Raw genomic sequence first — 12,356 nt, forward strand, 5'->3', positions numbered from 1 at the left:
TTTCAAGGGCAATGTCGTCCTCATTTCTACGGGCTATGGTGAAATATCCGGGTTAGGCGGTTTCGCGGCTGGCGCGCTTGCGGTCGTGTTCCTTGAGGAAACGCTTGCGCAGGCGCACGCTCTTGGGCGTGATTTCGACCAGCTCGTCGTCGTCGATGAAGTCCACGCCGTATTCCAGCGTCAAGTCAATCGGCGGCGTGATCTTCACCGCATCTTCCTTGCCACTGACGCGGAAGTTGGTCAGTTGCTTGGTGCGGGTGGCGTTGACGATCAGGTCGTTGTCGCGGCTGTGGATGCCGATGATCATGCCTTCGTACACCGGGTCACCGGCCTTGACGAACATGCGGCCACGGTCGTCGAGCTTGCCCAGCGCGTAGGTGAAGATTTCACCGTCGTCCATCGAGATCAGCACACCGTTCTTGCGGCCACCGATGTCGCCCTTGTGGGCTTCGTAGCCGTCGAAAATGGAAGCGATCAGGCCCGAGCCACGGGTCAGGTTGAGGAACTCGTTGGAGAAGCCGATCAGGCCACGCGCCGGGATGCGGTATTCCAGGCGCACGCGGCCACGGCCATCGGGTTCCATGTTGACCATCTCGCCCTTGCGCAGGCCCATGGCTTGCATCACGCCGCCCTGGTGTTCTTCTTCCACGTCGGCGGTCACCAGCTCCATCGGCTCGCACTTGACGCCGTCGATGTCCTTGAACATCACGCGCGGCTTGGACACGGCCAGCTCGTAGCCTTCGCGGCGCATGTTTTCCAGCAGAATGGTCAGGTGCAGTTCACCACGGCCACACACTTCAAAGATGCCGTCTTCGTCGGTTTCGCTCACGCGCAACGCCACGTTGTGTTGCAGCTCTTTTTGCAGACGGTCCCAAATTTGGCGGCTGGTCACGAACTTGCCTTCGCGGCCCGCCAGCGGGCTGGTGTTGACGCAGAAGTTCATGGTCAGGGTGGGTTCGTCCACCTTGAGCATGGGCAGCGGGGCCGGGTTGGACGGGTCGGTCACGGTCACGCCGATGTTGATGTCCTCGATGCCGTTGATCAGCACAATGTGGCCCGGCCCGGCTTCGGTGGCCTGCATACGGTCTAGACCCTGGAACGTCAGCACTTGGTTGATGCGGCCCTTTTGACGCTTGCCGTCTGCACCTTCGCACACCAGCACGTCCATGCCGGGCTTGATGGTGCCTTGGCTGATGCGGCCCACGCCAATGCGGCCCACAAAGGACGAGAAGTCCAGCGCGGAGATCTGCAGCTGCAGCGGCGCGGTCGGGTCACCCTTTTGCGGCGGCACGTGCTTGAGGATGGTGTTGAACAGAGCCGACATGTCGGGGCCCCACTGCTCGCCCGGAGCGCCCTCTTCGAGCGAGGTCCAGCCGTTGATGCCCGAGGCGTACACCACCGGAAAGTCCAGCTGCTCGTCGGTCGCGCCCAGCTTGTCGAACAGGTCGAAGGCGGCGTTGATCACCTTGTCGGGGTTGGCGCCCGGCTTGTCGACCTTGTTGACGACCACGATGGGCTTGAGGCCCAGCGCGAGCGCCTTCTTGGTCACGAAGCGGGTTTGCGGCATCGGGCCTTCTTGGGCGTCGATCAGCAGCACCACGCCGTCCACCATCGACAGCGCACGCTCCACCTCACCGCCGAAGTCCGCGTGGCCCGGGGTATCGACGATGTTGATGTGGGTACCTTCCCAGCTCACGGCGCAGTTCTTGGCCAGGATGGTGATGCCGCGTTCGCGTTCGATGGCGTTGTTGTCCATCACGGTGTCCACGACTTTTTCGTGTTCGGCAAAGGTGCCCGACTGGCGCAGCAGTTGGTCCACCATGGTGGTCTTGCCGTGGTCAACGTGGGCGATGATCGCGATGTTGCGAATGGGAGTGCTCATGTGTGAAGTTCCAGAATTTGTTGAATTTCGATCGGGCTCAACAAGCGCCCGGGGATCAGTTCACCCGCCTGCACGTGGGCGGTGCCCAGCAAGGCGGCGGGTCGGTCGCCGTACACGGCCACCTGGGGGGCGTCGGGCCAGTGGCCACGGCGGCGCAGGCCACTCAGAAAGCGGCCCGCATTGTCGGCGTCGAGCGTGACGCGGGTGTGTCCGGCCAGCAGCTCGTCCGCTGGCAGCAGCAGCGCCAGGCGCTGTGCCTCTGGCGTGGCTTCGATCTGTTCCAGCGTCAGGCAACGCTGCAGGCCAAAGTCGCCGGTGGCGGTGCGCCGCAGCGCCGACAGGTGGGCACCACAGCCCAGCGCAGCACCAATGTCCTGCCCCAGGGTGCGGATGTAGGTGCCTTTGCTGCAACGCACTCGCAGCCGCAGCCAGGGCGCGTCGTCTTGCAGGTGCAAGTCCAGCAGCTCCAGCTCGTGGATGGTGACGGTGCGCGGCGCACGTTCCACCTCGATGCCGGCCCGGGCGTACTCGTAGAGCGCCTTGCCGTCTTTTTTCAGCGCGCTGTGCATGGGCGGCAATTGCTGGATCACGCCGGTGAAGCGGTCCAGCACTTTCACCACTTGCCCCACGCTGCACGCCACCGGTTGGGTGGCGGTGATTTCACCCTCGGCGTCGCCGGTGCTGGTGGTGATACCAAGGCGCAATGTGGTGTCGTAGGTCTTGTCGGCGTCCAGGTGCAGTTGGCTGAACTTGGTGGCGGCACCAAAGCACAGCGGCAGCACGCCGGTGGCCAGCGGGTCGAGCGTGCCGGTGTGGCCCGCTTTTTCCGCGCGCAGCAACCACTTGACCTTTTGCAAGGCCTGGTTGCTGGACAGTCCAAGGGGTTTGTCGAGCAGCACCACCCCATGCACGGGGCGACGCTGCACCCGCACACGAGGGGCAGCGTTCATGCTCAGTCCTCGTCCTTGGCGCGGTCGGCGACCGCCTTGGCAATCAAGGCGCTCATGTCGGCCGCGCGCTCGGTGGTGCGGTCGAAGTGGAAATGCAGCGTTGGCACGGTGTGGATGTGCAGGCGTTTGAACAAGCCGTTTCGCAGGAAGCCAGCGGCCTGGTTCAGTGCCTGCTCGGTGGCCTGGGGCTCACCGGTCAGCACGCTGAAAAAGACCTTGGCGTGCGCGTAATCGGGTGTGACTTCCACCGCCTGCAACGTCACCATGCCCACGCGCGGGTCTTTCAACTCGCGCGCGATGAGTTCGGTCAGATCGCGCTGGATCTGATCGGCCACTTTGAAACTGCGGTTGACCGCAGAGGATTTTTTGGCTGGCATGGTTCAGTGCGTCACAGGGTGCGGGCGATTTCCTTGATCTCGAACAGTTCGAGGACATCGCCTTCCTTGATGTCGTTGTAGTTCTTGAGCTTGATACCGCACTCGAAGCCTTCCTTGACTTCCTTGACGTCGTCCTTCATGCGCTTGAGGGAGTCGAGTTCGCCGGTGTAGATCACCACGTTGTCGCGCAGCAGGCGGAAATGCGCGTTGCGGGTGACGTGGCCGTCGGTGACCATGCAGCCTGCCACGGTGCCGATCTTGGTCGCCACGAACACGGTGCGGATCTGGGCGGTACCGATGATCTCCTCGCGTTTCTCGGGCGCCAGCATGCCGGACATGGCCGCCTTGAGCTCGTCCACCGCATCGTAAATGATGTTGTAGTAGTGAATGTCGACGTCGTTGCCTTCGGCCAGCTTGCGCGCACCGGCATCGGCACGCACGTTGAAGCCAATGACGATACCCTTGGACGCAATCGCCAGGTTGATGTCGGATTCGCTGATACCACCCACGCCCGCGTACACCAGCTGCACGCGCACTTCCTCGGTGGAGAGCTTGAGCAGCGAAGTGGCCAGTGCCTCCTGCGAGCCTTGCACGTCGGCCTTGACGATGATGGGCAGGGTCTTGACCTCGCCTGCGGACATGTCGGAGAACATGTTCTCGAGCTTGGCGGCTTGCTGCTTGGCCAGCTTGGTGTTGCGGAACTTGCCAGCGCGGTAAGTGGCAATCTCGCGGGCGCGGCGCTCGTCGGGCATGACCATGAAGTCGTCACCGGCTTGCGGCACTTCCGACAGGCCCTGGATCTCGACCGGAATCGACGGCCCGGCTTCCTTGATCGGCTTGCCGTTCTCGTCCAGCATGGCGCGCACGCGACCCGAGGTCTGGCCCACCAGCACCACATCGCCCACCTTGAGGGTGCCGGACTGCACCAGCACGGTGGCCACGGAGCCACGGCCCTTGTCCAGGCGCGCCTCGATCACCAGACCCTTGGCATTGGCTTCCACCGGTGCCTTGAGTTCCAGCACCTCGGCTTGCAGCAGCACCTGCTCCAGCAGCTCGTCCACACCCATGCCGGTCTTGGAGGACACGGCCACAAAGGGCGACTCGCCACCGAATTCTTCCGGCACCACCTCTTCGCCCACCAGTTCGGACTTGACGCGCTCGATGTTGGCATCGGGCTTGTCGGCCTTGGTCATGGCCACCACGATCGGTACCCCAGCGGCCTTGGCGTGCTTGATGGCTTCCTTGGTCTGCGGCATCACGCCGTCGTCGGCGGCACAGACCAGGATCACGATGTCGGTGGCCTGGGCACCACGGGCGCGCATGGCGGTAAAGGCTTCGTGGCCCGGGGTGTCAAGGAAGGTGACCATGCCGCGCGGGGTGTCCACGTGGTAGGCACCGATGTGCTGCGTGATGCCACCGGCTTCGCCCGCGGCCACCTTGGCGCGGCGGATGTAGTCCAGCAGCGAGGTCTTGCCGTGGTCGACGTGGCCCATGACGGTGACCACCGGGGCGCGCGGCAATGCCTCGGCCTGGTGCGCCATCGCTTCTTCTTCGGTGAAGGCCTCCGGATCGTCCAGCGCCGCCACCACGGCCTTGTGGCCCAGCTCTTCCACCACGATCATGGCGGTGTCCTGATCCAGCGGCTGGTTGATGGTGACCATCTGGCCCAGCTTCATCAGCTGCTTGATGACCTCGGACGACTTCAGGCTCATCTTGTGCGCCAGTTCGCCCACGGTGATGGTCTCGGGCACGTGCACCTCTATGACCTTGGTTTCCACCGGTGCCACAAAGCTGGAATGCTGCTGGTGGCGATCGTCGCGGCCACCCCGGCGACCGCCGCCCTTGGGGCCAGCGCGCCAGTTGCTGTTGCCGCGGTTGTTGCCACCGTCGGCACCACGGGTCTTGATCTCTTTTTTCTTGGCGCTGTCGTCTTTCCAGGTGGACGACAGGTTCTCGGACTTGACTTCCTTCTTGCCTGCAACGCCAGCGGCAGCGCCCGCAGCCGGTTGGCCCGGCTTGCCGGTGGCGGCCGGCTTGTGCAGCGTGCCCTTGAGCCCGGCCTTGGCGTCCACCGCAGGCTTGGCTTCTTCGGGCTTCTTGGCGATCAGCACCTTCTTGGGTGCGGCCATCATGGCGCGGATGGCTTCGGCCTCGGCCAGGGCCTTGCGGCGGCGGGCGTCAAGGTCGAGCGCGCGCTGGGCTTCGGCGGCCTTTTCGGCTTCCTGGCGTGCCTTGGCTTCCTGTTCAGCCTGGGCCTTGGCGGCCTGGGCTGCGGCTTGCACGGCCTGCAGGTCTACGGCAGGTGCCGGTGCTGCGGTGGGGGCCTGGGTAGGCGCTGGCGCACGCGACACCGCCGGGGCGGTCTTGCGCAAAGCGGAGGCCTGGTTGGCCAGGGCCGCTTCGGCGCGGGCACGGGCTTGTGCTTCAGCACGGCTGTTGGCAGCTTGCGATTGCATGGTTTGTTGTCGGGCTTGGTTCTCTCGTTCAGCGGCTTGTGCCGCCGCCTGGGCGGCAGCTTGTGCGGCGGCGGCTTCGGCCGCTTCACGCTCGGCGCGTTCCTGGCGCTGCTTGTGCAACGCTTCTTCCTGCAAGCGCAGCTGCTCGGCTTGCTGACGCGCTTCTTCCTCGCGCCGGGCCAGTTCGCGGCGCTCCTGCTCCGCCTGCTGTTCGGCCTGCAGGGCAGCGGCGGCCGCTGCGCGATCGTCGGCGCTGGTCTCGTCGTCCTCGCGCTTGATGAAGGTGCGCTTCTTGCGCACTTCCACCTGGATGGTGCGGGCGCGGCCGCTGGCGTCGGCCTGCTTGATCTCGCTGGTGGATTTCTTCACCAGCGTGATCTTCTTGAGGTCGGTCGGCTGCGTGCCGTGGCTGGCCTGCAGGTGGCTCAGCAGCTTTTGCTTGTCGGTTTCCGACAGCGGGTCGTCGCCCGAGCGCTTGTGCAGCCCGGCGGCGGACAGCTGTTCGAGCAAGGTGGCGGTAGGCCGGTTGAGCTCGGCGGCAAATTGTGCGACTGTATTGTTATTCGACATAAATATAGTTCTCCGTTAGGCCTCCATGATCAGGTCTGCGCCTGGGCTGCATCGTTGGCAAACCAGTGCTGGCGTGCCTGCATAATCAGTGCGGTGGCGTCCTCGGCCGTCTGGCCCGTGATGGCGGTCAGTTCGTCGGTGGCCAGGTCGGCCAGCTCGTCGCGGGTGTGTACACCGGCCTCGGCCAACTTGGCAATCAGGTCGGTGGTCAGGCCGGACAGCTCGCGCAGGTCCTGCGTGGCTTCTTCCACGCTTTCTTCCTTGGCGATTTCCAGCGTCAGCAGGGCATTCTTGGCGCGGGCGCGCAACTCGTTGACGGTTTCCTCATCAAAGGCCTCAATCTCCAGCATCTCCTGCAGCGGTACGTAAGCCACTTCCTCCAGGCTGGAGAAGCCTTCGGCGATCAGGATGTCGGCGATTTCCTGATCCACGTCCAGGCGCGAGATGAACAGCGCGCGGATGTGGTTGGCTTCCTCGGCCTGCTTCTGCGCCGATTCATCCGCCGTCATGATGTTGATCTTCCAGCCCGTCAGGTCGGACGCCAGGCGCACGTTCTGGCCGCCACGGCCAATCGCGATGGCCAGGTTTTCCTCGTCCACCACCACGTCCATTGCGTGGCGCTCCTCGTCCACCACGATCGACTGCACGTTGGCCGGAGCCAGCGCGCCAATCACGAACTGGGCCGGATCCTCGCTCCACAGCACGATGTCCACGCGCTCGCCGGCCAGCTCGGTCGTCACGCCATTGACGCGCGAGCCGCGCACGCCCACGCAAGTGCCAATCGGATCGATGCGCTTGTCGTGCGACTGCACCGCGATCTTGGCGCGCGAACCCGGGTCGCGGGCGCAGTTCTTGACCTCCAGCAGGCCTTGCTCGATCTCGGGCACTTCCTGGCGGAACAGCTCGACCATGAACTCCGGCGCCGAGCGCGACAGCAGGATCGGCGCACCGCGCAGCGTCAGATCCACCTCCATGATCACGGCGCGCACGTGGTCGCCGCTGCGGAAGTTTTCCTTCGGGATCATCTCGCTGCGCTTGAGGCGGCCTTCCACACGGCCACTTTCCACGATCACGTCGCCCTTGTCCATGCGCTTGACGGTGCCGACAAAGATCTTGTCGCCGCGCGACATGAAATCGTTGAGCAGCATCTCGCGCTCGGCGTCGCGGATGCGCTGCAGGATCACCTGCTTGGCCGCCATGGCGCCAATGCGGCCAATCGGCACGCTGTCGATCAGCTTTTCAATGTAGTGGCCGACCTCGATGCCGGGCACGTCGTCGATTACGTCGGAGATCAGCTCCTCGGCGTCCGGGTTTTGCAGGCCCGCCTCGTCGGGCACCACCAGCCAGCGGCGGTAGGTCTCGTAACTGCCGTTGTCCGGGTTGACGGCCACACGGATGTCCACCTCGCCCTTGTACAGCTTCTTGGTGGCCGAGGCCAGGGCGGACTCCACCGCACCCAGCACCACATCGCGTTCCACGTTCTTTTCACGCGAGATCGCCTCGATCAACATCAACATTTCGCGATTCATTTGCTCGCCACCTTTCCGACTTTTGCTGTTCTAAATTGAATGGGTTGTACCGTCACTTGGCCGACCGACCTTTGAAGCTGACCAGGGGCGCCAGGCGCGCGTCCCGGATTTCATCGAGCGTGAAGCCCAGCACCTGCACCGGCGCGGGTTGGGCCTTCTTGCTGACGCGTTGCCCGGGCTTGCGCGCGGGCTCGTCGCTCCAGACCAGCTGCCAGCCAACCTGGCTCTCGGGGCGCTCCAGCGTGCCACGGAATTTCTTGCGCGTGGCATTGACCTGCCCGTCGTTGCTGCCGATCGGGGCCTTGAGCGTGATGTCGATCACCTCGCCGACAAAGCGCAGGAAATCGTTCTCGTGGCGCAACGGCCGGTCTATGCCCGGTGAGCCGACCTCCAGCCGCTTGTAGTCCACGTTCTCCACCTCCAGCAGGAACTGGAGCTGGCGGGTGACTTTTTCGCAATCCTCCACGTTCACAAACTGCTCCTGGGTCTGTGCCGGGTCCCAGGGCAGGTCTATCGTCACCCGTAACAAACCACCCGCGGACCATTCCAGATCCACCAAGTCATACCCCAAACCTGTGACGGTTTGCTCAACGGTTTGCTGCCAAGTCATCGATTGCTGTTGTGTAAGTGAAGGCGCCGAATGTGAATCGGCCAAAAAAAAAGGGCCGGTAATTACCCGCCCAGTTGGTCGTGAAAGCCTGATTTTACACCTTGCCCGCCGGTTTTTGTGTTTTTTTCTGGGGCAAGCGGGGGCAAAAAAACGCCGTCCGCCACGCGGCCAGGCGCCGCCTGTCGGGCATTGTGCTTTTTGTTGCAGTGCGACCAATGGCGGGGCCGGATTGGCATACAATAGACGGCTTACGTCGGAGCGTAGCGCAGCCTGGTAGCGCATCTGCTTTGGGAGCAGAGGGTCGCGAGTTCGAATCCCGCCGCTCCGACCACACCACAAGAAACAAAGGCCCACTCGCTGGGCCTTTGTTCCATTCACACTCTGCCTGTAGCTCAACTGGATAGAGCAGCTGCCTTCTAAGCAGCAGGTCGGGAGTTCGAGTCTCTCCAGGCAGGCCATCCACACGGGGAATGAGCATGACCGTCACCATCAAAGACAACGCAGGCATCGAGGGCATGCGCCTGGCCGGACGGCTGGCGGCCGAAGTGCTGGACTACCTCACCCCGTTCGTGCAGCCCGGCGTCACCACCAACGCGCTGGACAAGCTGGCGCACGACTACATCGTCGATGTGCAGCAGGCCATTCCCGCACCGCTCAACTACGCGCCGTCGGGCAGCAACCCCTACCCCAAGAGCATCTGCACCTCGGTCAACCACGCCATCTGCCACGGCATCCCCAACGACAAGCCGCTCAAGAAAGGCGACATCGTCAACATCGACATCACCGTCATCAAGAACGGCTGGCACGGCGACACCAGCCGCATGTTCATCGTGGGCGAGGCCTCCAACGCCGCCAAGCGCCTGTGCCTGGTGACTTATGAAGCGATGTGGAAAGGGATCGAGCTGGTCAAGGCGGGCACGCGCTTGGGCGATATTGGCTACGCCATCCAGCGTTACGCCGAGGCGGCGGGTTATTCGGTGGTGCGCGAGTTCTGCGGCCACGGGATTGGCCAGAAGTTCCACGAGGATCCGCAGGTGCTGCACTATGGCCGCCCCGGCACCGGCATGACGCTGCAGGCCGGCATGACGCTGACCATCGAGCCCATGATCAACGCGGGCAAGCGCGACATCAAGGAAATGGGCGACGGCTGGACCATCGTGACCAAGGACCGCTCGCTGTCGGCACAATGGGAGCACACCGTGCTCGTGACCGAAACCGGCTACGAGATCATGACGGTCTCGGCGGGCACACCAGCGGTGCCCTCCTTCGTTGCCACCACGCACCCGGCCCTGCCCTGAACGCAGCGGGTGCAGAACACCAGGCAGGCCACATGGCACACCGTTTGACGCCCGAAGTTCTGCAAACCCTGCGCCAGCGGCTGCGCGATGGCAAGGCCGCCATCCAGCGCGACATGGCGGCGCTGCGGCTGTCGTCGCGCACGGTGCAGGTGCATCTGCGCGCGCTGGCGCACGTGGCCGACCAGGTGCTGTGCGACCTGTGGCAGCAGGCCGACCTGCCGCCTGCCGTGTCGCTGCTGGCGGTGGGGGGCTATGGCCGGGCCGAGCTGTTTCCGTGTTCCGATGTTGATCTGCTGGTGCTGCTGCCCGAGGGCACGGTGCTGGAGCAGGACGCCGGGCTCAAGGAGCGGGTGGAAGCCTTCATCGGCGCCTGCTGGGACATCGGGCTGGAAATCGCCCCCAGCGTGCGCACGCCGCAAGAATGCCTGGACGAAGCGGCCAAGGATCTGACGGTGCAGACCGCGTTGCTGGAGTGCCGCCTGCTGCAGGGCAATGCGGCAGCGTTTGCGCACCTGGTGGCGCGGCTGCAGGCGGCGCTCGATCCGCACGCCTTCTTCATGGGCAAGTCGCTGGAGCTGCGCCAGCGCCACCACAAGCACGAGGACACGCCCTACGCGCTGGAGCCCAACTGCAAGGAATCGCCCGGCGGGCTGCGCGACTTGCAGACCATCCTGTGGGTGGCCAAGGCGGCGGGCCTGGGCAGCAGCTGGGACGAACTGGCGCGTAAGGGCCTGGCCACCGCGCGCGAGGCCCGCCGGATCAAGGTCAACGAGGCGCTGCTGAGCCTGCTGCGCGCCCGCCTGCACCTGCTGGCGCACCGGCGCGAGGACCGCCTGGTGTTCGACGTGCAGACCGGCCTGGCGCAGTCGTTTGGCCTGACGTGCTCGCAGCAGGGCCGCCGCCCCAGCGAGATGCTGATGCGGCGCTACTACTGGGCCGCCAAGGCGGTGACGCAGCTGAGCCAGATCTTCCTGCTCAACATCCGCGACCAGCTGCAGGCCCAGACCGCGCACGTGCCGGCCGCCATGCGTGCCATCAACGCACGTTTTCTGGACAAGGACGGCATGCTGGAAGTGGCGTCGGACGACCTCTACACCGAGCAGCCACACGCCATCCTCGAAACCTTCCTGCTGTACCAGCGCACGCTGGGCATCAAGGGCCTGTCCACGCGCACGCTGCGTGCGCTCTACAACGCGCGCCCGCTGATGAACGCGTCGTTCCGCAGCGATCCGGTCAACCACGCCACGTTCCTGCAGATCCTGCAGCAGCCCGACGGCGTGACGCACGCGCTGCGCCTGATGAACCAGACCTCGGTGCTGGGGCGCTACCTGTGGGTGTTCCGCCACATCGTGGGCCAGATGCAGCACGACCTGTTCCACGTCTACACCGTAGACCAGCACATCCTGATGGTGCTGCGCAACGTGCGCTGCTTCTTCATCCCCGAGCACTCGCACGAGTACCCGTTCTGCTCCCAGCTGGCGGCTGGCTGGACGCGGCCCTGGGTGCTGTACGTGGCGGCGCTGTTCCACGACATCGCCAAGGGCCGGGGCGGTGACCACTCGGCCCTGGGCGCCAGCGATGTGCGCGTGTTCTGCCAGGAGCACGGCATTGGTGACGAGGACACCGAGCTGATCGTGTTCCTGGTGTCCGAGCACCTGACCATGAGCAGCGTGGCGCAAAAGCAGGACTTGAGCGACCCCGAAGTCATCACCGCCTTTGCCGCCAAGGTGCGCAACGAACGCTACCTGACCGGCCTGTACCTGCTGACGGTGGCCGACATCCGGGGCACCGGCCCCAAGGTCTGGAGTGCCTGGAAGGGCCGCTTGCTGGAAGACCTGTACCGCTACACCCTGCGCGTGCTGGGTGGCCACGCGCCCGATCCCGACACCGTGATCGAGGCGCGCAAGCGCGACGCCCTCAAGATGCTGGCGTTGCACGCCCTGCCCCATCTGGCACACGAGAAACTGTGGTCGCAGCTGGACGTGGGCTACTTCACGCGCCATCCGGCCGACGAGATCGCCTGGCACACGCGCCAGCTCTCGCGCTGGCTGGCGGGCAAGCACAGCCTGCGCAGTGCGGTGCCAGCGTCCACCACCGTGGTGCGCGCGCGGCTGTCGCCCGACATCGAAGGGCTGCAGGTGCTGGTGTATGCGCCCGACCAGGACGACCTGTTTGCCCGCATCTGTGGCTATTTTGACCACGCGGGCTTCAGCATCCTGGACGCCAAGATCCACACCACGCTGGAAGGCAATGCGCTGGACACGTTCCAAGTCGTCACGGCCACCCTGTCCGAGCACTACCGCGAGCTGATCGGGCTGGTGGAAAGCGAGCTCACGCGCACGGTGGAGGAGCGCGGCCCACTGCCCGCACCGCGCCGCAGCGGTCGGCCATCGCGCCGCGTCAAGAGCTTCCCGATCACGCCCCGGGTGGATTTGCAGCCCGACGAGCGCAAGCAGCGCTGGGTGTTGACCATCTCGGCCTGCGATCGCCCCGGCCTGCTGTACGGCATCGCCCACGTGCTGGCGCGGCACAGGATCCACCTGCAACTGGCCAAGGTCGTCACGCTGGGCGAGCGGGTGGAGGACACCTTCCTCATCAGCAGCCCGGCGCTGCACCACGACAAGACCCAGCTGGCCATCGAGACCGAGCTGCTGCAGGTGGTGGCCTAACCCGGATATTTCACC

General features: G+C 64.8%; 8 protein-coding genes and 2 tRNA genes. 4 read left to right on the top strand and 6 right to left on the bottom strand.

What is annotated here, in order from left to right:
• Positions 1–52: 52 nt before the first annotated feature.
• Genes typA through rimP form a run of 6 tightly spaced genes read right to left on the bottom strand, consistent with a single transcriptional unit; the run spans position 53 to position 8,374 of the window.
• The gene (gene typA / locus CON76_RS12565) at positions 53–1,882 is read right to left on the bottom strand and encodes a translational GTPase TypA (protein ID WP_101103812.1); all 1,830 of its coding nucleotides are present in this window, start codon (positions 1,880–1,882) and stop codon (positions 53–55) included.
• A complete protein-coding gene (gene truB, locus CON76_RS12570) occupies positions 1,879–2,832 on the bottom strand; it encodes a tRNA pseudouridine(55) synthase TruB (RefSeq protein ID WP_101103814.1) in 954 nt (317 codons plus the stop codon). The genes typA and truB overlap by 4 nt, the downstream gene beginning before the upstream one ends.
• 2 nt (positions 2,833–2,834) lie before the next feature.
• Positions 2,835–3,209 (bottom strand): 30S ribosome-binding factor RbfA, encoded by a 375-nt coding sequence (gene rbfA / locus CON76_RS12575; protein ID WP_101103816.1) that lies wholly within the window; start codon positions 3,207–3,209, stop codon positions 2,835–2,837.
• Positions 3,210–3,220: 11 nt separating this feature from the next.
• A complete protein-coding gene (gene infB, locus CON76_RS12580) occupies positions 3,221–6,235 on the bottom strand; it encodes a translation initiation factor IF-2 (protein WP_101103818.1) in 3,015 nt (1,004 codons plus the stop codon).
• 29 nt (positions 6,236–6,264) lie between these two features.
• On the bottom strand, positions 6,265–7,764 hold the full coding sequence (gene nusA, locus CON76_RS12585; protein WP_101103820.1) for a transcription termination factor NusA: 1,500 nt from the start codon (positions 7,762–7,764) through the stop codon (positions 6,265–6,267).
• 52 nt (positions 7,765–7,816) lie between these two features.
• Positions 7,817–8,374, bottom strand: coding sequence for a ribosome maturation factor RimP (gene rimP / locus CON76_RS12590; RefSeq protein ID WP_169929067.1), 558 nt, complete (start codon positions 8,372–8,374; stop codon positions 7,817–7,819).
• A 254-nt stretch (positions 8,375–8,628) separates the two neighbouring features.
• On the opposite strand from rimP, the gene CON76_RS12595 reads away from it, so the two are divergent.
• From CON76_RS12595 to CON76_RS12610, 4 genes are all read left to right on the top strand, one after another.
• Positions 8,629–8,705, top strand: a tRNA-Pro gene (locus CON76_RS12595).
• A gap of 50 nt (positions 8,706–8,755) precedes the next feature.
• Positions 8,756–8,832 (top strand) — tRNA-Arg (locus CON76_RS12600).
• A gap of 18 nt (positions 8,833–8,850) precedes the next feature.
• Positions 8,851–9,672 (top strand): type I methionyl aminopeptidase, encoded by an 822-nt coding sequence (gene map, locus CON76_RS12605; RefSeq protein WP_101103826.1) that lies wholly within the window; start codon positions 8,851–8,853, stop codon positions 9,670–9,672.
• Positions 9,673–9,704: 32 nt separating this feature from the next.
• Positions 9,705–12,341: a [protein-PII] uridylyltransferase gene (locus CON76_RS12610; RefSeq protein ID WP_101103824.1), complete on the top strand. Its 2,637-nt coding sequence runs from the start codon at positions 9,705–9,707 to the stop codon at positions 12,339–12,341.
• Positions 12,342–12,356 lie beyond the last annotated feature (15 nt).

Origin of the sequence: Macromonas bipunctata (assembly GCF_002837135.1) — a bacterium.
Taxonomy (GTDB): domain Bacteria; phylum Pseudomonadota; class Gammaproteobacteria; order Burkholderiales; family Burkholderiaceae_C; genus Macromonas_A; species Macromonas_A bipunctata.